The 24,167-nt window shown below is 37.1% G+C and carries 20 protein-coding genes; 8 read left to right on the top strand and 12 right to left on the bottom strand.

Going from position 1 to position 24,167, the window contains the following annotated elements; genetic code table 11:
• Positions 1-744: 744 nt before the first annotated feature.
• From mutT to ACFILT_RS05355, 3 genes are all read right to left on the bottom strand, one after another.
• Positions 745-1,158: an 8-oxo-dGTP diphosphatase MutT gene (gene mutT, locus ACFILT_RS05365; RefSeq protein ID WP_375679700.1), complete on the bottom strand. Its 414-nt coding sequence runs from the start codon at positions 1,156-1,158 to the stop codon at positions 745-747.
• Between the two features lie 125 nt (positions 1,159-1,283).
• Positions 1,284-2,516 carry a bifunctional glutamate N-acetyltransferase/amino-acid acetyltransferase ArgJ gene (gene argJ, locus ACFILT_RS05360; RefSeq protein WP_375613298.1) on the bottom strand — a complete coding sequence of 411 codons (1,233 nt, stop codon included), beginning with the start codon at positions 2,514-2,516 and terminating at the stop codon, positions 1,284-1,286.
• A 129-nt stretch (positions 2,517-2,645) separates the two neighbouring features.
• Complete coding sequence (locus ACFILT_RS05355; protein WP_375611828.1) at positions 2,646-3,599, bottom strand: peptidylprolyl isomerase; 954 nt, start codon at positions 3,597-3,599, stop codon at positions 2,646-2,648.
• A 435-nt stretch (positions 3,600-4,034) separates the two neighbouring features.
• Here ACFILT_RS05355 and secA point away from each other — a divergent pair, with 435 nt between their 5' ends.
• The 4 genes from secA to prmC all read left to right on the top strand — a co-directional run bounded on the left by secA (position 4,035) and on the right by prmC (position 9,345).
• Positions 4,035-6,752 (top strand): preprotein translocase subunit SecA, encoded by a 2,718-nt coding sequence (secA, locus tag ACFILT_RS05350; RefSeq protein WP_375678524.1) that lies wholly within the window; start codon positions 4,035-4,037, stop codon positions 6,750-6,752.
• Complete coding sequence (locus ACFILT_RS05345; RefSeq protein ID WP_375611830.1) at positions 6,691-7,182, top strand: Fur family transcriptional regulator; 492 nt, start codon at positions 6,691-6,693, stop codon at positions 7,180-7,182. Before secA ends, ACFILT_RS05345 begins: the two co-directional genes overlap by 62 nt.
• A 223-nt stretch (positions 7,183-7,405) precedes the next feature.
• Entirely contained in the window at positions 7,406-8,482 is a 1,077-nt protein-coding gene (gene prfA / locus ACFILT_RS05340) for a peptide chain release factor 1 (protein WP_375633948.1), read from the top strand.
• Positions 8,479-9,345, top strand: a complete 867-nt coding sequence (gene prmC / locus ACFILT_RS05335) for a peptide chain release factor N(5)-glutamine methyltransferase (protein WP_375679699.1) — start codon at positions 8,479-8,481, stop codon at positions 9,343-9,345. Before prfA ends, prmC begins: the two co-directional genes overlap by 4 nt.
• On the opposite strand, the gene nrdF is transcribed toward prmC, so the two are convergent.
• Genes nrdF through nrdH form a run of 4 tightly spaced genes read right to left on the bottom strand, consistent with a single transcriptional unit; the run spans position 9,342 to position 13,082 of the window.
• A complete protein-coding gene (nrdF, locus tag ACFILT_RS05330) occupies positions 9,342-10,316 on the bottom strand; it encodes a class 1b ribonucleoside-diphosphate reductase subunit beta (RefSeq protein ID WP_273722534.1) in 975 nt (324 codons plus the stop codon). The genes prmC and nrdF overlap by 4 nt on opposite strands.
• Before the next feature lie 11 nt (positions 10,317-10,327).
• The gene (nrdE, locus tag ACFILT_RS05325) at positions 10,328-12,478 is read right to left on the bottom strand and encodes a class 1b ribonucleoside-diphosphate reductase subunit alpha (RefSeq protein WP_375633944.1); all 2,151 of its coding nucleotides are present in this window, start codon (positions 12,476-12,478) and stop codon (positions 10,328-10,330) included.
• Complete coding sequence (gene nrdI / locus ACFILT_RS05320; protein ID WP_375613294.1) at positions 12,460-12,858, bottom strand: class Ib ribonucleoside-diphosphate reductase assembly flavoprotein NrdI; 399 nt, start codon at positions 12,856-12,858, stop codon at positions 12,460-12,462. Before nrdI ends, nrdE begins: the two co-directional genes overlap by 19 nt.
• Complete coding sequence (gene nrdH, locus ACFILT_RS05315) at positions 12,858-13,082, bottom strand: glutaredoxin-like protein NrdH (RefSeq protein WP_005774163.1); 225 nt, start codon at positions 13,080-13,082, stop codon at positions 12,858-12,860. The genes nrdI and nrdH overlap by 1 nt, the downstream gene beginning before the upstream one ends.
• A gap of 680 nt (positions 13,083-13,762) precedes the next feature.
• Between nrdH and ACFILT_RS05310 the strand changes: the two genes are divergently transcribed.
• The 4 genes from ACFILT_RS05310 (at position 13,763) to ACFILT_RS05295 (ending at position 16,866) form a co-directional block, all read left to right on the top strand.
• Entirely contained in the window at positions 13,763-14,515 is a 753-nt protein-coding gene (locus ACFILT_RS05310) for an ABC transporter ATP-binding protein (protein WP_375613293.1), read from the top strand.
• Between the two features lie 3 nt (positions 14,516-14,518).
• Positions 14,519-15,388, top strand: a complete 870-nt coding sequence (locus tag ACFILT_RS05305; RefSeq protein ID WP_375678526.1) for a metal ABC transporter permease — start codon at positions 14,519-14,521, stop codon at positions 15,386-15,388.
• Positions 15,389-15,398: 10 nt separating this feature from the next.
• Positions 15,399-16,316 carry a metal ABC transporter solute-binding protein, Zn/Mn family gene (locus ACFILT_RS05300; RefSeq protein ID WP_375678527.1) on the top strand — a complete coding sequence of 306 codons (918 nt, stop codon included), beginning with the start codon at positions 15,399-15,401 and terminating at the stop codon, positions 16,314-16,316.
• A 370-nt stretch (positions 16,317-16,686) separates the two neighbouring features.
• On the top strand, positions 16,687-16,866 hold the full coding sequence (locus tag ACFILT_RS05295) for a DUF4102 domain-containing protein (protein WP_375632276.1): 180 nt from the start codon (positions 16,687-16,689) through the stop codon (positions 16,864-16,866).
• Between the two features lie 1,347 nt (positions 16,867-18,213).
• Here the strand turns inward: ACFILT_RS05295 and ACFILT_RS05290 are convergent.
• The 5 genes from ACFILT_RS05290 to ACFILT_RS05270 form a co-directional block, all read right to left on the bottom strand.
• Entirely contained in the window at positions 18,214-19,260 is a 1,047-nt protein-coding gene (locus ACFILT_RS05290; RefSeq protein WP_375679698.1) for a sn-glycerol-3-phosphate import ATP-binding protein UgpC, read from the bottom strand.
• A 2-nt stretch (positions 19,261-19,262) separates the two neighbouring features.
• Positions 19,263-20,114, bottom strand: a complete 852-nt coding sequence (gene ugpE, locus ACFILT_RS05285; protein WP_375613289.1) for a sn-glycerol-3-phosphate ABC transporter permease UgpE — start codon at positions 20,112-20,114, stop codon at positions 19,263-19,265.
• A gap of 10 nt (positions 20,115-20,124) precedes the next feature.
• Positions 20,125-21,009: a sn-glycerol-3-phosphate ABC transporter permease UgpA gene (gene ugpA / locus ACFILT_RS05280; protein ID WP_375627662.1), complete on the bottom strand. Its 885-nt coding sequence runs from the start codon at positions 21,007-21,009 to the stop codon at positions 20,125-20,127.
• A 95-nt stretch (positions 21,010-21,104) separates the two neighbouring features.
• Positions 21,105-22,439, bottom strand: coding sequence for a sn-glycerol-3-phosphate ABC transporter substrate-binding protein UgpB (gene ugpB / locus ACFILT_RS05275; protein ID WP_375678529.1), 1,335 nt, complete (start codon positions 22,437-22,439; stop codon positions 21,105-21,107).
• Positions 22,440-23,403: 964 nt separating this feature from the next.
• Entirely contained in the window at positions 23,404-24,126 is a 723-nt protein-coding gene (locus ACFILT_RS05270; protein ID WP_375679697.1) for a glycerophosphodiester phosphodiesterase, read from the bottom strand.
• Positions 24,127-24,167: the final 41 nt, after the last annotated feature.

The following is a 24,167-nucleotide window of genomic DNA, read 5'->3' as shown; positions in this document are numbered from 1 at the left end:
AGCGAAATTGATGTATAAGTAAAAATGATTACGAAAAGAAAAAATATCCCTTCTGAATGCTCTCAAATGCCAAGAGCTATCATAACTAACATTGGAACCAGCTTACTCCTTCATAAGCGTAAAGATAGTGGCGCTCAATAGATTTTATCTTATAAGGCTTTACCATTATACCATTCACGAGTGCCAGCACGAAATGGGCTTTGGAATATTGCGAGATGTCTCTTTTAAACAACCCCGTAAATATGCAACACAATGGCGTTCTATATTACGTAAGGGATATGCCCCTCTTAATCAAAAGCAACATTTTTTGAAATTTTTCCTATTATCGATATCTTATGAAATAAATACTCCTAATATCTCTCGATGCATCCAAAACAATCTCTCAATAATAATCGCGAAAAGTATAAATCCATTATCTACCACCATTTTTATGCTTATGAAGCGCGCAAAGGCATCATTATACACTTTGCCAATTCTCAATGTTGCGATAACCCTTGGCTATTGAAGAGTGTTCTTTCAGCACGTATTTTATTTATTTCTGTCTTAAATAATTTTATCCACATGACCCGCCCCGCTTGGAACGTGCAAAAGAATGGTTTTGATTAATTTAACATAAAACAGATTTGAAATGAGAAATTTTTTTATGACCCTAGACTTCCCCATACAACATAAAAAAATTATAAATTATCATTATAACTCAATATATTGATTTATATTTAAACAATATTTCCTTCTTATAACACATTAAAGAAGGTGATTTTTCAATACCTGAACCAATGGTTTATCAGCATCAGGCATAGGGTATTTATCAAGATCACTAATAAAAATCCATTCTAAATTTTGCCCTTCTCGTCCTTGCGCAACGCCCTCATAATGGTCACAAAGATACAATGGCATTAAGAGATGAAATGTTTTATAGCTATGACTTGCAAATGTTAAAGGGTGTAAATTATTTGGTTGAACATAAATACCAAGCTCTTCCTCTAATTCACGAATCAATGATGCTTCCGGAGTTTCACCTTGCTCAACCTTGCCACCAGGGAACTCCCATAAACCAGCCAGTGATTTTCCTTCAGGACGCTGTGTAAGCAAAACACGATTATTCTGATCTAACAGTGCACATGCAACAACAAGAAGAATGGAACTTTTCATACACATATCACTCCCCAATAGGGAACATAAAGATAACTGACTTTTCTATCATATCCCCTCTGCTCCTAAAAGAGCTCACATACCCCATTTGCTCTGAAAAATAATAAACTGTTAAATATAAAGTGCATCCATTAACTTCTGTAATCGCTATTGATCATAACGTACTCTTTTGTTAAATCGCAAGACCAAACCGTCGCCGTACTCTTACCCAAACCGATATCAACACGAATCGTGATGTGCTTACCTTGCATATAAGTACCTATTGTCTCTTCACAATACTCAGGATCTCGTACGCCATTCACGGCCACACGATGCTCACCAAACCAAATCGTCAATAGATCACGATCGACTTCAACACCGGCCTTCCCAACTGCCATAACGACCCGCCCCCAATTCGCATCTTCACCGGCAATAGCCGTTTTTACGAGCGGTGAATTTGCAATTGATAAAGCAATAGTTTTAGCTGCATTATTTGTTGTAGCACCCACCACATTAACCTCAATTAAATGACGAGCACCTTCACCATCACAAACAACTTGTAGTGCAAGTTCATGCAGAAGTGCACTCAATTGTTTCACAAAAACCCCATAACGCGGATCAGATTTACTTGTAAGACATGGAAAATGTTCTTTTCCTGTCGCAAACAACATAAGCGTATCTGAAGTTGAGGTATCGCTATCAACAGTAATTGAATTGAAAGAACCCTCAACTGCCTCTGATAACATGGATTGGAGTGCATCCGAAGAAATGGTAGCATCACTAACCACAAATGACAGCATTGTCGCCATATCGGGTGCAATCATACCAGCACCTTTTGCAATTCCATTAATGGTAACACGCTCTCCCCCACAGTCAAAAGTGCGCGTCGCAAGTTTTGGAAATGTGTCCGTTGTCATTATGGCTTTTGCAGCTTCCAACCAATTTCCCTCTTCTGCTGTCTCTGTCATACTTGGTAAAAGATTGACAATACCCGATGCATCCATTGGCTCACCAATAACACCCGTAGAAGCTATAAAAATTTCATCTTCTCTAACCTTTAAAGCGTTCGCTGCTGCACAAATAATTGCATCGGTTGTGTGCTTTCCTTTGCTTCCTGTAAAAGCATTTGCATTTCCAGAATTCACAACAACACCCCTCGCAACCCCATGAGGAAGCGATGCACGACAATGCTCTACAGGGGAAGATGGACATTTTGAACGGGTAAAAACACCGGCCACACTCACTGGTTTATCGAATATGATGAAAAGGAGATCTGTACGATCTTTATATTTAATCCCAGCTTCAGCTGTTGCTATCCGTACACCAGATAATGGAGAAAGCTCTTGGATCTTTTGAGGCGACAAAGGAGAGATTTTCAAAACCACAATATGCTTTCTATAAAAAAATGAAATGATTGCAGATCAATAACCTCTCATAGAAAACTGCTAGGCTTTTTGAACAAAACTAACCTAGCAAATTATCTATTAAAGAGGCTATCTACTTATTTTTCCTAGCTATTCCGTATCTTCTTCATCAGATGTCTCATCGGGAAGTAGCGTCCCATTTTGATGAAGCGATTCCATGATTTTTGTAACATTAGGATCAGGGTATTTCACATCTATCTTGCTACGCAAATCAACAATCAGTTCTTGATAGCGCTTTTTTATCAGCTGTGTCCGCAACATCTCTTTAACATCATCAAATGCAGGCGGTTGTTTTACACGACGATCTTCTAATTTAATAATATGCCAACCAAAAGGACTTTCAACGGGTTGTTTTGTGTATTCGCCAACTTTCAAACCAAATGCGGCATCTTCAAAAGGCTTGACCATTTGACCATGGCTAAAATAACCAAGATCACCCCCAACGGCAGCAGAACCATCTGTTGAACTTTTCTTTGCAATCTCTTCAAAATTTTCACCTTTATTTAAATGCTTAATGATAGCTTCTGCTTCTTTTCTCGTTTTGACCAAAATATGACGCGCTTTAACCTCATCCTCTTTAGGTAAAGCAGCAACTTCTTGCTTATAAAGAGCTTCCAAATCAGTATCCGATATTTTATCAACAATCGCCTGTTTAAAATAAAGCTGTTGAAGAACATTGTCACGCATGACTGCCATACGTTTATCGTAAGCTTCTGTCTTATCAAGACCTTTGCTTCTTGCTGCTTTTGCAAGGGCCTGCATATCTAAATAAGCTTTTAGAACCATCATACGGCGTTGTTCATCAGGAAAACGTGCTAAATTAGGATTTATTTCAAGCGCTAAATCATCCAATTGGCCTGCTGTAATATTTTTCCCATCAATAACCGCCATAACATGAGAAGGAGAAACGGCTTTTTCAGAAGCTTTCTCTAAAGTCTTTAAATCACTCGACGATGAATTCAAACCTTCTTGAGCACTCACCCCTAAACTTGTACTTGCCAATAAAGTTGATGCTAAAAAAAGCGTGATAAAGTTAAATTTCATAAATATACTCCTTAAAAATGAAGGCAGGTTCAAGATTCCAATTTTCTTTACCATAACACTTTAATCTTTAAACATAGAGAAATAAATTAGTAATTTTATTTTAAAAAAGTATAAAGTTATCCTTTTATCTCAGTTTCTCCAATCCTATCTAATGCAGATGAAAAACATGATAATAGAGAAAAATGACATATTGTATCTTAAATTACTTTGTATTGTATCAGTTAAATAGCATACTTAAAGTTGACATAAAGCGCTTAGCCTCTTATCTCTACTTTACAATTAGAGTGAAAAATTGCACACCAGCAAGTATAATGGTACCATCTGCATTTCATGATGTCACTAATGATATCAGATAACTTGAAGAAAATGTAGAGTATGGGGAGAGCGTATGAATTACCCAACAAGAGTGACAACAATTAAAAGAAAGGGCCAGAGATGGTCAGTTTAGGTGTTTTTGCCCGTAAGTTTTTTGGTTCAGCTCATGAGCGACATCTCAAAGCACTCCGCCAAAAAGTTGCACAAATTAATGCTTTGGAAGAACAATTCGTAAAATTAAGTGATGAGCAGCTTTGCCAAAAAACAGATGCCTTTCGTAAACGTCTTAGTGAAGGTGAAAGTGTTGATTTGCTCTTACCAGAAGCTTTCGCGACTGTTCGTGAAGCCGCAAAACGTGTTTATGACATGCGTCCTTTTGACGTACAACTTATTGGTGGAATGGTCCTTCACGACTGCGGCATAGCTGAAATGCGTACTGGTGAAGGTAAAACATTAATGGCAACTCTACCAATTTATCTCAATGCATTGGAAGGTAAAGGCGTTCATGTTGTGACAGTAAACGATTATCTCGCCAGTCGTGATGCTGAAACAATGGGGAAAATTTTTAGTTTTCTAGGGCTTACAACAGGCGTGATTCTTCATGATCTTGATAGTGATGCCCGCCGAGAGGCCTATGCATGCGACATCACCTATGCCACAAATAATGAACTAGGTTTTGATTATTTGCGTGATAATATGGCCTTCGATCATAGTCAAATGGTCCAACGTGGACATCATTACGCAATTGTTGATGAAGTTGATTCGATTCTTATTGATGAAGCCCGTACCCCCCTTATTATTTCTGGTCCTCTAGAAGATCGTACTGACTTCTATAACCTTATTGATACATTTATTCCTGCCTTAACTCCAGAAGACTATGAAATAGACGAAAAACAAAAAACAACGACCTTTACCGAAGTTGGTACTGAAAAAATTGAAAAAATGCTCGAACAAGCTGGGCATCTTAAAGGTGAGAGTCTTTATGACATAGAAAATGTCGCTATCGTTCATCATGTCAATAATGCTCTAAAAGCTCATAAACTGTTTGCTCGCGATAAAGATTATATTGTTCGCAATGATGAAATCGTTATTATTGACGAATTTACAGGGCGAATGATGCCTGGGCGGCGTTATTCTGAAGGACTTCATCAAGCGTTAGAAGCTAAAGAGCATGTTGCTATTCAACCAGAAAACCAGACACTTGCTTCCATCACTTTCCAAAATTACTTCCGTATGTATAGAAAATTATCTGGCATGACTGGAACTGCAACAACAGAAGCCGAAGAATTCAGAAATATTTATGGTCTTGACGTTGTCGAAGTCCCTACAAATTTGCCAATACAACGTATTGATGAAGATGATGAGATTTATCGAACAGCAGAAGAGAAATATCGGGCAATTGTGCGTGATGTCCGTCAAGCACACGAAAAAGAACAGCCTATTCTTGTTGGAACAACCTCTATTGAAAAGTCAGAACAATTGGCAGAGCGTTTGCGAAAAGAAGGCATTACCGATTTTAGAGTCTTAAATGCTCGCTATCACGAACAAGAAGCATACATCATTGCGCAAGCAGGCGTTCCTGGAGCTCTCACCATTGCAACCAACATGGCAGGACGCGGTACGGATATACAGCTTGGTGGTAATGTTGAAATGCGCATCCGACAAGAGTTACAGGATATCCCGGAAGGTCCAGAGCGGACAGCTAAAATTGAAGAAATAAAAAAAGATGTTCAGAAGCTTAAAGAAAAAGCTTTAGCGGCTGGAGGGCTTTACGTTATCGCTACTGAACGTCATGAAAGCCGTCGTATTGATAACCAGCTTCGTGGACGTTCTGGTCGCCAAGGCGATCCTGGGCGCTCAAAATTCTTTCTCTCTCTTCAAGATGATCTTATGCGTATCTTTGGCTCTAACCGTATGGATGGTATGCTGCAAAAACTGGGATTGAAAGAAAATGAAGCTATTATCCATCCATGGATTAATAAAGCCCTTGAAAAAGCACAAAAAAAGGTCGAAGCACGAAACTTTGAAATTCGTAAAAATCTGCTAAAATATGATGATGTCATGAATGATCAACGCAAGGTTATTTTTGAACAGCGTATGGAGGTCATGAATGCAGATGATTTATCAGAAATGATCCTTGAAATGCGTAATGAAGTCGTAGAGGATCTCGTAGAGGCTTATATTCCATCAGGGACATATTCTGAAAAATGGGATGCAAAAACTCTCGAAGAAGAGCTTCAACAACTCTTTAATCTTGAGCTTCCAGTGGAAGAATGGGCAAAAGAAGATGGAATTGCCGAGGAGCAAATTCTAGAGCGTGTATCAGATGCTGTTACAAAACTTGAAAATGAGCGTACTGAACGATATTCTCCAGAAGTTATGGCTTATTTTCACAAAGCAGTATTGCTCGAAACTATTGACACGTTATGGCGTGAACATCTGGTGAGTTTAGACCATTTGCGTTCTGTTGTTGGTTTTCGTGGTTATGCGCAGCGGGATCCGCTCAATGAATATAAGACAGAATCATTTGAACTCTTTCAAAGTATGTTGAGAAATTTGCGCCGAATTGTCACTTCTAAGCTTATGCGCTTTGAAATCATTCAACACCCCACAGAACCGACCATGCCTGAGAAAACTGATGCTGCTTCTTCTGTCTTTAATGATCAAAGTCAAGAAAATGCTCCCACCTTATGGGCACGATCACAAGAAAATAGATTTGTTAATCCACAAGATCGTGACCCTAACGATATAACCACATGGGGAAAAGTTGGACGTAATGAGCGTTGTCCTTGCGGTTCAGAGAAAAAATACAAACACTGTCATGGAGCCTTTGTTTGAAAAGCAAACTATGCAAATGAATAAAAAGCGAAATTATGAGCAAGAATTGCGCACCGCTGGTTTAAGAGTAACACGTCAACGACGAGTTATTCTTGATATTTTGACTGATACAAATGATCATCCCAATGCATTTGAAATTTTTCAGCGTGCAAACAAAATAGATTCGAATATTTCACTCTCAACTGTTTATCGAACCATGAAAATATTAGAAGGAAATGGAACAATTCATCGCCATAGCTTTAGTGGTGGTCCATCTCGTTTTGAGCAAGCAGATGGGCAACATCATGATCATCTCATCGATATAGAAACAGGACAAGTCATCGAGTTTCATTCTGATGTTATTGAAAAGCTACAAGAGGAAATTGCAAAATCTCTTGGCTATGATATTATTCATCACCGCCTTGAACTTTACGGAAAAAAAAACTCTTAAAAAAGTGATCATATATCATTAGATAAAAAACCTCAGGCAAATCAAATTTTATAAAAATTTACCTTTAAAATATAATAGTTTTCATTGGCAAAAAAAAAAGAATTGCTTTATTACCCCTCTTTGTATGATGCTATACGGTAATTCATTGCCAATATTGTAACAAACAATCATTGCAACAAAATATTATAAAAATTGTATTATGAAAAATTAGGCCAATATTATCATGGTTTCCTTGCCACAAGATCGTATGAGACAGCTTGAAAAGCGCTTTGAAATAATTGAAAGCCAAATGACGACGAATCCAAATGCTGAAACATATGTCAAATTAGCTTCTGAATATGCAGAACTACAACCCGTTATTACCTCTATACGCGCATTAAATGCTCTTTACGAAGAGATTACAGAATTAGAAACGATTATCAACGATAAACAAACAGATATAGAGATGCGTAATCTTGCCCAAGAAGAGCTACCATCGTTATATAAAAAAGTGGAGCAATTTGAAAAAGAACTCCAAATTCTGCTTTTGCCTAAAGATGTTGCTGATGAAAAAAACGCTATTGTTGAAATTCGAGCAGGAACGGGCGGATCAGAAGCAGCACTTTTTTCCGGTGATCTTTTCCGCATGTATGAACGTTATGCCCATGCTCACAATTGGAAAGTAGAAGTTATTTCACTTAGTGAGGGGGAAGTTGGCGGATATAAAGAGATTATTGCTACCATTTCAGGAAAAGGTGTCTTTTCTAAATTGAAATATGAATCAGGGGTTCATCGTGTGCAACGTATCCCTGAAACAGAGACAGGTGGACGTATCCATACATCTGCTGCTACCGTTGCTGTGCTTCCAGAAGCTGAAGATATTGATATTGATATTCGTCCTGAAGATATTCGTATCGACACAATGCGTGCATCCGGAGCAGGAGGACAGCATGTTAATACAACGGATTCAGCTGTTCGTATCACGCATATTCCAACAGGAATTATGGTCGTACAAGCAGAAAAATCACAACATCAAAACCGAGCAAGAGCCCTTCAAATTTTACGGGCACGCTTATTCGATATCGAACGACAAAAAGCGGAAAGTGAACGTTCAGCTTCTCGTAAAAGCCAAGTTGGTTCTGGTGATCGCTCAGAGCGTATTCGTACCTATAATTTTCCACAAGGACGTGTCACGGATCACCGTATTAATCTAACCTTGTATAAGCTTGATCGCATTCTAGAGGGAGATCTTGATGAGCTTCTTCATGCACTCATCTCAGATCATCAAACAACACTGCTGATGGAAATGGATAATAATTGAGCAAATATTCTTTCAAGAACGTTATCCAACAAATGCAAGAAAAATTGCGCACGAAAGGAATTGCTGAAGCCAATCTCGATGCGAAAATACTCGCTGAATGGATAACAGGAATAAATGCTGCTGAAAGAATTTCTAAACCAGATATGCATCTATCTTCTGAGCATATTATACAAATAGAACAGGCTTTACAACGGCGTATTGCAGGCGAACCCGTTTACCGTATTATAGGAGCACGAGAATTTTATGGTATATCTTTTACATTGTCTCAAGAGACGTTAGAACCTCGCCCTGATACAGAAACGCTGATAGATCTTGTTCTTCCTTTTCTCCAAAAACAGGTCGAAAATTCGAGAAAAACAACATTCCTTGATATGGGAACAGGAAGTGGCGCCATTGCTATTGCACTCCTTAAACAAATTCCCCAATCCTATGCGGTGGCAGTCGATATCTCTGAAGATGCCCTTAGAACAGCAAAAAAAAATGCAAAAAATGCTGAAGTAGCACACCGCTTCACACCTCTTCTTAGCGACTGGTTTGATTCTGTCGCAGATCGCTTTGATTTTATTGTTTCCAATCCACCTTATATTCCCGCAAAAGATATCAAAAAACTTGCAAAAGAAGTGCGCTTACATGACCCATTGCGCGCTCTGATAGGAGGGGAAGATGGACTTGATTTTTATCGAAAACTCGCCCATGAAGCAGCCAACTACTTAAAAGAAAACGGCTATGTCGCTGTTGAAATTGGTTTCTCTCAAGAAAATGAAGTCTGCAATTTGTTTGAAAAAAATGGTTTTCAATGTTTAGAAGTGCGCAAAGATCTAAGTGGAATACCCCGCGCACTTCTATTTGCATGCAAACATTAAAATTCCCAATCATCATCCGTGGTAGCAACCGCCTTGCCAATGACATAAGAAGAACCTGCCCCTGAAAAAAAGTCATGATTTTCGTCAGAGTTTGGTGATAAAGCTGCCAAAATAGCGGGATTAACACGACAAACCTCAGGGGGGAAAAGAGCTTCAAAACCTAAATTCATTAAAGCCTTGTTAGCGTTATAATGAAGAAAAATTTTAACATCTTCTGTCAATCCAAGCGCATCATAAAGATCTTCAGTATATTTGCACTCGATGTTATAAAGATCAAAGAGCAGGTTAAAAGCAAAATCTTTAATTTCTTGTCTTTTGGCTTCATCAAGCTTTGCAAAGCCCAATTGGAATTTATAACCTATATAATAACCATGGACTGCTTCATCACGAATGATTAGTCGAATGAGGTCTGCTGTATTGGTCAACTTAGCGCGACTGGCCCAATACATGGGCAAATAAAAACCAGAATAAAATAAAAAGCTTTCCAGCAAAGTCGAAGCAATTTTTTTCTTAAGTGGATCATTTGCTTCATAACGCTCAAGTACTAATCTAGCCTTTTTCTGCAAATGAATATTTTCTTCTGACCATCTAAACGCATCATCAACTTCTACCGTCGAACAAAGGGTTGAAAAAATAGAGGAATAAGAACGTGCATGAACCGCTTCCATGAAGGCAATATTCGTCAAAACTGCCTCCTCATGCTCTGTTATCGCATCAGCCAGAAGCGAAATGGCTCCTACAGTGTTTTGAATTGTATCAAGAAGCGTTAGTCCTGTAAAAACACGAATCGTTAGCTTGCGTTCTTCATCCGTTAAGCTTGACCATGAGGGAATGTCATTAGAAAGCGGAACCTTCTCAGGTAACCAAAAATTCCCAGTTAAGCGGTTCCATACTTCAAGATCTTTCTCATCATGTAATCTATTCCAATTAACAGCGCACACAACAGGATTTTTGGTTGTAATCTTTGTCATATGATGATCTCCTATAAACTGCACGAAACACAGCCATCAACTTCTGTTCCACTTAATGCTACTTGCCGTAATCGTACATAGTAAATACTCTTGATACCCTTTTTCCAAGCATAAATTTGTGCGCGGTTAATATCACGTGTGGTCGCTGTATCAGGAAAAAATAATGTTAATGAAAGACCTTGATCAACATGCTGTGTTGCAGCAGCATAGGTATCTATAATTTTTTCAGGACCAATCTCATAAGCATCTTGGTAAAAATTCAAATTCGTATTATCCATATAAGGAGCGGGATAATAAACGCGCCCAATTTTTCCCTCTTTGCGAATTTCAATTTTTGAAGCAATTGGATGAATGGAAGAAGTGGCATGATTAATATAGGAAATAGATCCCGTAGGTGGAACTGCCTGCAAATTGCGGTTATAAAGCCCATACTCAATAACTAATTTTTTGAGTTCCTGCCAATCCTTTTGATCTGGAATAACAATATTATTCCGTGCAAAAAGCTCTTGCACAAGCGGAAATTGCGGTTTCCATTCTTTTTCAATATATTTTTCGAAAAAACGTCCATCTGCATAAGCTGATTTTTCAAACCCTGCAAACATTTCTTGACGTTCGTGCGCAATTAAATTGGAAGCCCGTATGGCGTGATATGTCACAATATAAAAATAGATATTGGTAAAATCAATCGCTTCTGGAGACCCATAATAGATCTGCTCACGCGCTAGAAACCCATGCAAATTCATTTGTCCCAAACCAATCGCATGACTTTCAGCATTGCCTTTCGCAATGGAAGGCACACAAGCAATATTGCTCATATCCGAAACAGCAGTAAGAGCACGAACAGCAGATTCCACGGTCTGTCCAAAATCAGGACTTTCCATTGCTTTGGCAATATTCATGGATCCAAGATTGCAGGATATATCACTTCCAATCGTGCGATAAGTTAAATCTGTCTCCAGTTCACTCGCCTCACTCACCTGCAAAATTTCTGAACATAAATTGCTCATACTTATGCGCCCAGCTATCGGATTCGATCGATTAGCAGTATCCTCAAATAAAATATAGGGATAACCGGACTCAAATTGAATTTCCGCTAATGTCTGGAAAAAAACGCGTGCACTTATTTTCTTTTTACGAATCTTTGCATTATCAACAAAAGAACGATAATGCTCCGTTAAAGAAATATCGCTAAAGGGCTTACCTGTCACACGCTCGATGTCATACGATGAGAAGAGATACATATCCTCATTATTCCGTGCAAGCTCAAAAGTAATATCAGGGATAACGACGCCAAGCGAAAGCGTTTTAATTCTAACTTTTTCATCAGCATTTTCACGCTTTGTATCCAAAAACTTCATAATATCTAAATGATGAGCATGCAAATAAACAGCTCCAGCCCCCTGTCGTGCCCCAAGCTGATTGGCGTAAGAAAAAGAATCTTCCAAGAGTTTCATCACCGGTAAAACACCTGAGGACTGATTTTCTATTTGCTTAATTGGTGCTCCAGCTTCCCGCAAATTCGTTAAACAAAGCGCCACACCTCCACCACGTTTTGAAAGCTGCAAAGCCGAATTAACCGAACGACCTATCGATTCCATATTATCTTCAACACGTAGCAAAAAACACGAAACCAATTCACCTCGTTGTTTTTTCCCAGCATTTAAAAATGTCGGTGTTGCCGGTTGAAAACGTCCTGTAATAATTTCATCCACAAAACTTTCAGCAAGAGCTTTATTCCCTTGTGCCAAATATAAAGCTACAAGACAGACGCGATCTTCATAACGTTCAAGATAACGTTTCCCATCAAAAGTCTTCAGTGTATAGCTGGTATAATACTTAAATGCGCCTAAAAAGGTAGGAAAACGAAATTTAAATGCATAAGCACGTTTAAAAAGCTTTTTAATAAAAGAAAAATCATAAAGCTCAAATAAAGCTTTTTCATAATAACCTTCTTCTATTAAGTAATCTATTTTTTCCTTCAGGTTATGAAAAAAAACTGTATTTTGATTAACATGCTGAAGAAAATATTGCCGCGCAGCAAGCCGATCCATATCAAATTGAATATGACCATTTTCATCATAAAGATTAAGCATTGCATTCAACGCATGATAATCAGTAATCTGATCCGATTTCTGCGATTGTCCTATACCAATTGTTTCCAAAATCTTTCCAATCCCTTTTTTACATAAATAACGTCTTCATCAGTTCCACGCAGCTCAAAACGATAAAGGCAAGGTACACAACATTTTTCAGCAATAATTTTACTTGCTAGATTATAATAGCGACCAAAATTACGATTCCCACCGCCAATAACACCACAAATTAATTTTCGGTTCTCAGCTTCATTAAGAAACTGGACAACGGCTTTCGGCACGGCCCCTCTTCCTTCACCATCTGCATATGTAGGAACAACCAATACATAAGGTTCACCAACCAATGCAGAAGGCTTTCTTTTATCAATTTTGAAGAGTCGTTGCCCAAGCTGCGAGACAAAATGTTCTGTATTACCCGTTGCACTCGAATAATAAACAATAAGCCCCATTAAGCACAAAGACCACTAATCATATCTGGTCTAAAACCAGACCAATGATTTTCACCACAAACAACGACAGGAACCTGACGATACCCCAGAGATTGAACAAAACTGTATGCTTGTTCATCACAGGAAATATCAACAACACGATAATGAATGCCTTTTGCATCAAAAGCGCGGCGTGTAGCATCACATTGGACACAAGATGGTTTGCTATAAATAGTGATCGACATTTTCTTCAACTTTCACAATTCCAAACAATCAACCCTGAAAGGTCAATCTAATAATTTTATAGGTACTCAAGAATAACAAAAAATAGAAATTGTACGCAAAACATGTGGTTATTTTCAAATAATACACAGCTTCCTGAACATAACAGAATTCCTCATCAAATAACTTCAAAAACTATGATGAGAATAAGCGATTATTCTACAACTTAAATGGCAACGCCCCCTAGTTATAAAACAATCTTTTGCTTGCATTACAATTCCCTCCTGCTGTCTAAAAAACTAATGTTCTAAACTACCGTTTTTCAAGAGCTCTGTTTGCTCTTTTACGGCAAAAATCAATTACAAAAACGAAAGGAAATCCTTCCAAAAGAGACCCTTCAGTAAAAATACTGCTATACCTTTGGCCAATAAACTCTTTACAATAATGGAAATAACTTAGATACCAAACGAAACACACTAACACCCTCTCTTGTGCTTATTTAGAATCACCAATCATTTTGATACTATATATAGTATATACTCTCTCTCTTTCGTCAAGGTGAATTCAATTATTATTTTTAATTTTCCACGATCTTCCCACTAAAATTTTCAGTACTCAAAACTCTGTAATAATATAACATTTTGTTGACAAACGTTATATTATTACATAGTTTCCAAAATAATAAGCAACGATGGTAAAAAATATGGATCTGCACTTCAATAAGACAACATTAGGCTATAGGAATAGAATAGCAATAAAGAACTTTTCAGCAAAGTTAAAAGCTGGTTCATTGGTTGCAATAACAGGTGATAATGGCGCTGGAAAATCGACACTGCTAAAAGCCATCGCCGGATTGATTAAACCTCTTAAAGGAAAAATTACAAAACCAAAAAAAAGCCGCATTGCTTATCTTGCTCAGCAATGTAATATAGATCAAACATTTCCAATTGATGTGAAAACGCTTGTAAAAACAGGACTGTGGTCTTTTTGTGGATTATGGAAGAATCAGCGCCCTTATGATTCTAAGATTCAAAATGCTCTTAAAATGGTTGGGCTTACAGAACTCGCACCCCGTTCGCTTGAAACATTATCAGGCGGGCAATTACAACGCGCTCTTTTTGCACGTATCATTGTACAAGATGCCAATATTATTTTACTTGATGAACCTTTCAATGGTGTAGATCATAATACCCAAAAAGACCTTCTTGCTCTGATCACATACTGGCAACAGCAAGGACGCACAATTCTCACCGCACTCCATAACCCTCTCATCGTGCAAGAATTTTTCCCCCAAATGATTCAAATTGATCAACAAAACGCCTTTTATGGAGAAACAACACAGTTTTTAAACAACACCCTTCATCACGTTATGCCACCTCTCACATCCAATTCTTTCCCTATTAGCGCACAAAAACAAAATCTTCTCATCAATGATCCTCTCTTTCTTAGGTTATAAGACGTGTATGCATTTTTTCTTGCCCCCTTTGTTGATTTCCAATTTATGCAAAACGCCCTTATCGGTTCTATTTTTCTGTCTATTAGCGCTTGTCCTGTTGGTGTGTTTTTGATGCTCCGTGGAATGAGCTTGACAGGAGATGCTATCTCTCATGCCATTCTTCCTGGTGTTGCAATTGCTTTTCTGATTTGTGGCTTTTCCCTCATATCTATGACACTTGGTGGTATCTTCGCTGGTCTTATTGTTGCTTTAGCAACCATTTTGATTTCACGAAACAGCTTTCAGAAAGAAGATGCATCCATGACCGTCTTTTATCTTATTGCACTCGCGGCAGGTGTTATTATTATCTCACTGAAAGACTCAACAATTGAGCTGCTTCATCTCTTATTCGGATCGGTTCTTGCACTTGATGCACAAGGCCTTTGGTTAATCACTACTATAATGCTGATTACACTCTGCAGCCTTTGTATTTTTTGGCGTGCACTCGTTTTAGAAAGCTTTGACCCCCTCTTTTTTAAATCACTCTCTCCATTGAGTAAATATATTCATATTTCATTGCTTGGACTTGTGGTGCTGAATCTGGTTGGAGGCTTTCAATCACTAGGAACATTACTTTCCGTTGGTATTATGATGATTCCAGCCATTACAGCCCGTTTTTGGTTTTCACGGCTAGGCCCTATTTGCGCGCTTTCCACTCTTTTTGGAATCATTTCTAGCGTATGTGGTCTCCTGCTTTCTTTTCATCTTTCACTTCCCTCCGGCCCTGCTATCATCATTGCCGCAGGATTTATTTATCTTGTTTCCTGTTTGATAAGTCCACGTGGCTTTATTGTAACATGGTTTCCCCACCTCTTTTATACCTCCTCACTTTAAGGAAAAAAATGTGCCTAAGTTTGCTCAAAAATTTGTTCTTCTTGGAGCTTTATTGCTTGCCCTTTCTCCATTTTCTGCTTCTGCACACAATAAAATCAAAGTTGTTGCGAGCTTTTCTATTCTTGCAGATCTCGTAAAAAATGTAGGAGACAACCATATCTCTATGACCACTTTTGTAGGTCCCAATGCGAATACCCACACTTATGAACCTACCCCCCATGATGCTCAGGCTCTTAGAAATGCTCAAATTATTTTCATCAACGGGCTTCATTTAGAAGGATTTATTGATCGCCTCATTACAGCAAGTGGTACAAAAGCACTTCTTGTCGAAGTTAGCGCTAACATTCCCTCCATCAAAATGAAAAATCAAGAACATAATGCCCATCACCACCACAGCGTTATTGATCCACACGCTTGGCAAACAATTCCCAATGTCAAAATCTATGTGAAGAATATCGCTGCTGCTTTTTGTAAAATCGATCCACAATCCTGTACCAGCTACAAAAAAAATGCCGAAACCTACATCCAAAAACTTAAAATAGCACAAGATACCCTGAAAACAAAAATTGCTACCATTCCTAAAGATAAACGTATCATTATCACATCTCATGATGCCTTTGGCTATTTTGCCAAGGAATATGGTTTTACTATCCTTGCCCCTCAAAGTGCTTCAACAGAAACTGAAGCAACCGCAGCCGATGTTGCTAAACTTATAAAACAAATTAAAGCGAATAAAGCAACTGCCCTATTCGTTGAAAATATCTCTAATCCCCGTCTCATAAAACAGATTGCAAAAGAAACAGGTTTAACAATTGGTGGAACACTTTATTCTGATGCATTGTCAAACAAAAATGGCCCTGCAGCAACTTATCTCGATATGATGGAACATAATGTAAATACCATCATTGACGCTATCACAAAACATTAAGATCTTCTATAAAAGAGATAAAAAAGAGTTCATAAAATCGTAAGTCTATGATTATGTTACTAATGATACCCCAACAGCTATAATTGATAACATTGATATGAAATAAAATTACTTTTACAGAGAAATTTATACTCTATAGATTCTAAGATAGATAAAGTAAGTGGATTTATTGCCTCATGGTGCCCAAACTGTCAGCAGTAGCATTCTATTTTTCAATGCTTCTTTTACAATAACTCTCGACACTTGAAACGATTCATAAGAAGAATTTGGTGTCTCTTTCTTAAAGTATTTTTATCTATCCAACTTCATTTATAACATGCAAGTAGAATTAGTGTATGAATAAAAACCACTTGAAGAAAAAATGCCTCTTATGAAGAGTCTCAACACAATAATTGTTGCAATGTTGGAGACTGAAAGAGAGTATGATGATGGCCCCAGCTTGCATTTTTATAAGCATAAAGATGGCGATACACAATGGATTTTATGTTATACTACTTATAAACGACTGCGTGAAAAAATAGTTGGAACAACCTTGCAAGATATTTTTTAAAAAAAGTGCGTAAATTGGCAACCCAATAGCCTTCTGTTTAGGTATTCTGTTTTGTATGAGAGATGCAATTCTATTACGTAAAAAAATGTGTTCGGCAATACTTAATCGCCATTATGTAAGAGACACTGGCTCAGATGTTTTTGAAAATTGCAACACTAAATTAAAAGATGATGCTAAAGACAGAATCTATTTTTTATTTGATGCTTTCATATTCTCCCTAAATTAAGCTGTCTCCTCATTTTAGAAATTACACAAGCAGATAAGCTTATTCTACTTTGGCATACAAAACTGAATACAGCACTGAACCGTCTTCATATTTGTCTCAAACATACTGCTGTATAAAGTTTAGGTTGATTTATAAGCAACAAAAAGCACGCGCTTTATAAGAAAGTAATATCATAAAACCATTAATAAACTGGCAATATATTGAAAAAATATACCAGCTTTTATAGAATGCTTTGTAAAACAATAACATAACTGCCTTTGTCCCTGCTGATTCTTATAGGTATTCGCATCGATCCCTTATGTTATATTCATAAAGATCTGTTTGAGGATGATCTACAGGCAATTTTTAACTCAAGAATATAGAAAAGATCGATGAGATGTTACAGATGTGTTTCATCTGCTTTTATCGCTAAAAGTAATGAAAATTCTAAAACAAGCACGCCTTCTATCTCTCAGTTATTTTTTTGCAACTTATCAAATACCCTCGCTGAGAATTGCATAGTGATTCACATGAGAAAAAATAAACTTGCAGCATGCGCGCATAGGTTTCTCTCTAATTTATGTGATTGGTAGAAAAAACAAATGCTTCTTATAGGAGCTCTGAAACCATTTTAGATCATATGGCCAGCGGTAAAATAGAATGCGCCTATTTTCGTACAGACTATTTAAAACAGCGTCGTATTTTGTGAATCAAATAGACTTCTTATGTTAGGGGTCAAAGCCAAGATATGGGGCGCATCCTCCCTTATCTGTGACTCATTTTTTCTCTCTATTTCTCTCATTTACTTTTATAATACACATAAATTATTACATCAAGAAACATATTATAATATGTTGTTTTTTATAACAAAATTATAAATGAGTAAAAATATGGTTAATAAAGATTTATTCTATTGTTTGAAAATTATATTCTTCTTACAGACCGTGAAAATGCAAAATTTCTTCATATAAATGTTTTGACATTCTCAGCGCTATGGGACAATAGATCATTACCAAAACTGTTAAAATTTTGTTTTTAATCCCATCGGTTACAACCTGAGTTTGTAAATGTAATTGAGCAAGTCAAAACACACCATTATCATGACGCAGCATAAAAGAGAGTCGTATCACATCAATTAATGCTTACTTATTATTTGTGCGCTTTCCTGTGTTTTTATTAAAAGTATGAAAATTCTGATGAGCAACAGTGAAACTTAGTTTTTGACCATAGTCGTGTGTCAAGCGTTCTTTTATTTCAATCGTAAAAATGATACCATTCCAACGCGTTAAAACATGGCAACCTGTTCCAATAAGCTTGATAAGCTCAATTTTTGTGTGAAAGACAGGCCCTTTATCTGGATGTTCGCCCAATAAGATTATTTCAGGTCTGAATGCTAAAAGATCAGTTTCTTCACCACAAGAAAATGAATGCCCTAAATGTTGTTCTAAGACATAGCGATCAAGAAAATTCATAGGAGGAGAACCAATAAAATCAGCAACAAATGTTGTTGCTGGAGTATCGTAAATTTCCATTGGTGTTCCAATTTGCTCGATAGCTCCTTTATTCAAAACGACTATTCTATCAGCTAATGTCATAGCTTCTAGTTGATCATGGGTAACATAGAGGCTCGTTGTTCCTAATGAACGCTGTAGTGTTTTTATTTCAATACACATTTGCGCCCGTAATTTTGCATCAAGATTTGAAAGAGGTTCATCAAAGAGAAAAACACGGGGTTGACGTACAATCACACGCCCCATTGCAACACGCTGACGTTGTCCTCCTGATAATTGTCGTGGTTTACGATCAAGAAATGGTTCTATCTCCAAAAGCTTTGCAGCATGTGCGATACGTTTTTTAATTTCTTCTTTAGGAGTTTTACGATTTTTAAGACCATATTCTAAATTTCCACGAACTGTCATATGGGGATAAAGGGCATAATTTTGAAAAACCATAGCGATATCACGATCAGCTGGTTCACGATCATTGATACATTCGTTATCAATGCATAATTCACCTGAGGTAACTTGTTCAAGTCCTGCTATAATACGTAATAAGGTCGATTTTCCGCACCCTGAAGGACCGACAAGAACAAGAAGTTCTTTATTGGCAACAGTTAAGTTTAAATCATCAATGACCAGAATGCCGTTGTCATACTGTTTTTTTATATTTGATAACTGGATTATGGCCACAATTACTTCTCCGTTTCAATAAGGCCTTTGATAAAAAGCCGCTGCATGAAGATAACAACAAGAACAGGGGGAACCATGGCAACAACCGATACTGCCATGAGTATATTCCATTGAGGATCATGTTGAAGTGATTCGACAATAAGCTGTTTTAAAATAATAAGGATCGTTTGATGATTTTGATCCGTTGTGATGATAAGAGGCCAGAGATATTGTATCCATCCATAAATGAACATAATGATAAATAAAGCAGCAATATTGCTTTTACTAAGAGGAAGAAGAATATCCTTAAAAAATTTAACTGGACCTGCACCATCAACACGTGCCGCCTCTAAGAGTTCATCTGGAACAGTCAAAAAAAACTGGCGAAATAAAAATGTAGCGGTCGCAGATGCAATAAGTGGAATAATCATTCCACTATAGGTGTTGACCATCCCCAATTTTGCAACAATCTCATAGGTTGGAAGAATACGAACTTCGACAGGGAGCATCAATGTAACAAAAATAAGAACAAAAGCAGTTTTTCGGAAGGGAAAGCGCATGTAAATAATTGCATAAGCAGACAAAAGTGAAATAATAATTTTTCCAACGCTAATCCCAAGAGCCATAATGAATGAATTCATTAAGAGTGGCCAGAGGTTGGGCAAACCCAGCTGTGCAAGGCCATCACCAAAGATTGTTTTATAATTTTCCAGAGCATATTTCCCAGGCAAAAGAGGAAGTGTTCCTGAGTTAAATGCTGCTGAACTATGAGTTGATGCAATGATAGCAACATAAACTGGAAAGCAAATAATGATAATACCAACAATGAGAATAATATGGGTTAGAAATTTCAAAACAGGGCGATTTTCAACCATAATTTGTTTCCTAATATTGTACACGGCGCTCAATCCAGCGAAACTGGATAAACGTTAAGACAATAACCATCAACATCAATATTGTTGATTGTGCTGCTGATGCACCGATTATTTGATTTCTAAAGCCATCGTCATATACTTTATAGACGAGGATGCTCGTTGCACGCGCAGGACCTCCAGAAGTTGTATTATCAATAATACCAAAAGTATCAAACATAACATAATTGACATTGACAATAAGAAGGAAAAACGTCGTTGGTGAAATTTGCGGGAAAACCACTGTCCAAAATCGTTTAAAGGGACCAGCACCATCAATGGCGGCTGCTTCTATTTGAGAACGCGGAACAGACTGAAGACCTGTAAGAAAAAAGAGAAAATTGTAAGAAATTTGTTTCCAACTAGCCGCAATGACAATAAGAATCATTGCTTGAGTGCCATTAATACGATAATTCCATAGCACCCCTATTTTCTCGAGAAAAAAAGGAATAATTCCGATGGTAGGATGAAAGATAAACAGCCACAATATACCTGCCAATACTGGAGCAACAGCATAGGGCCAGAGCAAAAGCATTGTATAAGCCTTTTTTGCACGGATGACACGATCAACACAGACAGCTAAGAGAAGTGATATTGTCATTGAAGCGACAGTAACTGAGATGGAAAATACTGCGGTTGTAAAAAGCGATTGCCGATAAGTAGGATCAGAAAGAACGGTTAGATAATTCTCAAAACCAATAAAGGTTGTTGTAAAGCCAAAAGGGTCTTCACGCTCAAAAGATGATTTTATTGCTTGAGCAGCAGGCCAAAAGAAAAACAAAAAAGTCACAAGAAGCTGAGGAAAAAGCAGTCCGTAAGAAAGTAGACTATTTTTAAAATATGCATGTTTTTCTTGCATTCATAGGGCTCTTTAAATGTAGAGACTTTAAAAAAGTAAACAAAAAGGACTCAACCGTTTTTGTTGAGTCTTTAATGTTTAACAATAAAACGAAATTAATGATTAGATCTTTCAAATTCACGCAAGAGTTTATTTCCACGTTCAACGGTCTCATCTAAACCATCTTTCGGCGTTTTTGAACCACTAAGAACAGCTTCCAACTCTTGATCAAGAATGGCACGAATTTGTGGTAAATTACCAAATCTTATCCCTTTTGAGTTAACTGTTGGTGGATTAAGATTAATCTGTTTGATAGCTATATCCGCACCTGGCGTTTTTTCATAGAAATGTTGTTTTTTGCTCAATTCATAAGTCGCTTTTGTGGTTGGGAGATAACCTGTTTCCTGATGCCATTTTGCTTGATTTTCTGTTTTTGAAAGAAATTTAAGAAAAGCGGCTGCCCCTGCATATTCCTTTGGAGTATGGCCCTTAAACGCCCAAATAGAAGCTCCCCCAATAACTGAATTTTGTGGTGCTCCTTCTGTATCCTTATAGTACGGTAGCATACCAACCCCCACATTAAACTGAGCTTCAGAAACAATTCCAGCATGTGATCCTGAAGATTGCATAAAAATTGCACAATTTTGTGCCATAAACATTGGTGTTGAATCTAATGCACCTGCTGGACCACCATAACGGAAAATACCTTGATCAGACCACTTTTTCAGGTCAGTCCACATACGCACTTGTAAAGGTCCATTAAATGTAAGTTCTGAATCAAGTCCTTTAAAGCCATTTTCCTTCGTTCCAAAAGGAACATTATGCAACGCTGAAAAATTTTCTATACCAATCCATTGAGCGGCATAAGCCATTGTAAAACCACAAGTTGCCGCTTTAGTCTTAAGAATTTTCTTGGAAAAGTTTTCTATATCTTGCCACGTTCTAGGAGGCTGTTCTGGATCAAGCCCTGCTTTTTTAAAGATATCTTTGTTATAATAAAGGATGGGTGTTGAAATATTAAATGGCATAGAGACGATACGTCCCTGTTCATCGGAGTAATAACCACTAATAGCAGGGAAATAATCTGTAGGATCAAATTCTTGTTTTGTATCAGCCATAAGTTGATAAAATGGGTAGATTGCACCTTTTGCAGCCATCATAGTTCCAGTACCAACGTCATAAATTTGAGCAAGTACTGGCTGTTTCTTTCCACGAAATGCTGCAATGAGTGAAATCAATCCCTCTTCATATTCACCGCGAAATGAAGAAACAACTTTATACTCAGATTGACTTGCATTAAAATCGTTAATGAGACTTTCAGTTTGCTTTCCTAATTCACCACTCATAGAATGCCAAAAGCTGATTTTTGTCTGTGCAAAACTTTCTGTCATCCCCGCTGTGGACATTATGATAGCAACCGTGGCCGCTATGGAAAGATAAAAACGACTCATGCTTCACCCTTTCTGAAGTGATGGAATACAAACTACCCCTAAATTTATAGTATTACACATGAACATGCTATGACAGTTTTATTTCAGAAACATATTCTCTCATTTAAACAGGATCCACCTAAAGGTCAAATGAATTTGTTTAAATTTATTTATTTTCTTTTATAAGCTTTCTTATGTATTCATGAAATACGCGTTTGTAACTATCTGAAAAAAGTGAGATGGCTTAAATAAGCAAAGTCACTTGGTAAAAAGATATGGATCGTAAATATCATTCAATGACTATTTTAATATCTGGATTTACTTCTTTAAAAAGAATTGTTTATTCTTTTATTATTTGTCTTATAACTTTCGGCTTATAACTTTAACACGATGTTGCTACTGAATTTAAAGAAGAGACAAATAGAATTTTTTTAAAATTAAGAAAATCATTTTGAAGCGCTTAATAGTCTCTTTCCCTGTAACAAGATCACACCCCTCACGCAAAACAAAATGACACTGTATAACCAATTTCCATACTGTTAAAAAATCTTTCAATACATCTACATTTCATGATAGCACCTATAAAATAAGCCCTAAAGCCTCTCCATTAAAGTATATAAGACTTTTTGTATGCCATCATTTTTACACTTCATAAAAGTGCAAAACGACATCATCATGTGCGATCCTAATGCTTCAACAAATCTTGCATTTAAAATACGTTAAATGAATATTTTTATTCTTTTCTCAATCATTTTTTATCCACACACCAACCCTGCTTGTAATGTGCAAACGAATGATTTTGATTGATTCATTGTAAAAATATTTGAAATAAGAGAATCTTACGTATTAAGGTCTCTTACTCACATGAATAAAATATTAATTATGATTATAAATCAATGTATTATTGTCATGTATTAGATAATTTTTCTTCTTGCATTACGCTAACTTTATGAAGATATATAGTTCCTTTTGTGTTGATGTATTTTTACCTTTGTGCACACAATTGCAATGCGAGATCAGGTTGATCTGTCGTAATATAATGTACAGGCATATCAAGCCAATATGATAACCGAGCTTTTCCATTAATTGTCCATACCCCTACAGTAAAACCAGCCTCAAGAGCTGCTTCAATAAAGTTCTGTGAAACAATAGAGCCATCTAAACTTAGATCAGAATAACCTAATTGCTTCCATTCAGAAAAATGACGGTACATATCACCTTCGAAATTATCAACACATGGACCAGATGGTATTCCTGCTTCAATAAAAGGACGAAGGATAAAAGGATCAAAACTAATTGCAGAAACCCGTTCTGATAAATTTCGGCTTTTTATTAGTGCAAGCGCTTTTTGGGATAATATTGTTTCACGCTCCACTTCACCACATGTTTTGATTTCAAGATGCAACGCAACATTCGTTGGTGCTAAAAGATCAAGCACTTCTTCTAATAAGGGAGGTGCTTCTTGGCTTCCTTTTACGCAGAGTTGTTTGCGTGTTTCATTATCAATGTCGTGAATATACCCCTTTTTTCCAACCAATTGGTCTAAACGGAAGTCGTGAAAGACAACCACTTCACCGCTTTTCAGCAAATGAACGTCGCATTCAACTTCATCAACACCTAACGCTATAGCATTATTAAATGCCGAAAGGGTATTTTCAGGATAAAGATGAGCTCCTCCACGGTGTGCAACAATTTTTTTCTCAGACATGCAAAATCCCACACTTCTCAATTTTAAACGATATTGACGTA

The sequence above is a fragment of the Bartonella sp. AP7XZML genome (assembly GCF_042195745.1).
Classification (GTDB): Bacteria; Pseudomonadota; Alphaproteobacteria; order Rhizobiales; family Rhizobiaceae; genus Bartonella.
The sequence above is the reverse complement of the archived record's forward strand: the minus strand, read 5'-3'. Positions and strand labels throughout refer to the sequence as shown.

What these genes read in the sequence shown, in the direction of transcription:
- ACFILT_RS05310 (WP_375613293.1), top strand. Translation starts at nt 13,763, where the DNA reads ATGGATCTGCACTTCAATAAGACAACATTAGGCTATAGGAATAGAATA.
- mutT (WP_375679700.1), bottom strand. Translation starts at nt 1,158, where the DNA reads ATGTGTATGAAAAGTTCCATTCTTCTTGTTGTTGCATGTGCACTGTTA.
- prfA (WP_375633948.1), top strand. Translation starts at nt 7,406, where the DNA reads ATGGTTTCCTTGCCACAAGATCGTATGAGACAGCTTGAAAAGCGCTTT.
- ugpA (WP_375627662.1), bottom strand. Translation starts at nt 21,009, where the DNA reads ATGCAAGAAAAACATGCATATTTTAAAAATAGTCTACTTTCTTACGGA.
- ugpB (WP_375678529.1), bottom strand. Translation starts at nt 22,439, where the DNA reads ATGAGTCGTTTTTATCTTTCCATAGCGGCCACGGTTGCTATCATAATG.
- ACFILT_RS05270 (WP_375679697.1), bottom strand. Translation starts at nt 24,126, where the DNA reads ATGTCTGAGAAAAAAATTGTTGCACACCGTGGAGGAGCTCATCTTTAT.
- nrdI (WP_375613294.1), bottom strand. Translation starts at nt 12,858, where the DNA reads ATGGGGCTTATTGTTTATTATTCGAGTGCAACGGGTAATACAGAACAT.
- ACFILT_RS05355 (WP_375611828.1), bottom strand. Translation starts at nt 3,599, where the DNA reads ATGAAATTTAACTTTATCACGCTTTTTTTAGCATCAACTTTATTGGCA.
- ugpE (WP_375613289.1), bottom strand. Translation starts at nt 20,114, where the DNA reads ATGGTTGAAAATCGCCCTGTTTTGAAATTTCTAACCCATATTATTCTC.
- nrdF (WP_273722534.1), bottom strand. Translation starts at nt 10,316, where the DNA reads ATGACAAAGATTACAACCAAAAATCCTGTTGTGTGCGCTGTTAATTGG.
- ACFILT_RS05345 (WP_375611830.1), top strand. Translation starts at nt 6,691, where the DNA reads ATGAGCGTTGTCCTTGCGGTTCAGAGAAAAAATACAAACACTGTCATG.
- nrdH (WP_005774163.1), bottom strand. Translation starts at nt 13,082, where the DNA reads ATGTCGATCACTATTTATAGCAAACCATCTTGTGTCCAATGTGATGCT.
- ACFILT_RS05295 (WP_375632276.1), top strand. Translation starts at nt 16,687, where the DNA reads ATGAAGAGTCTCAACACAATAATTGTTGCAATGTTGGAGACTGAAAGA.
- secA (WP_375678524.1), top strand. Translation starts at nt 4,035, where the DNA reads ATGGTCAGTTTAGGTGTTTTTGCCCGTAAGTTTTTTGGTTCAGCTCAT.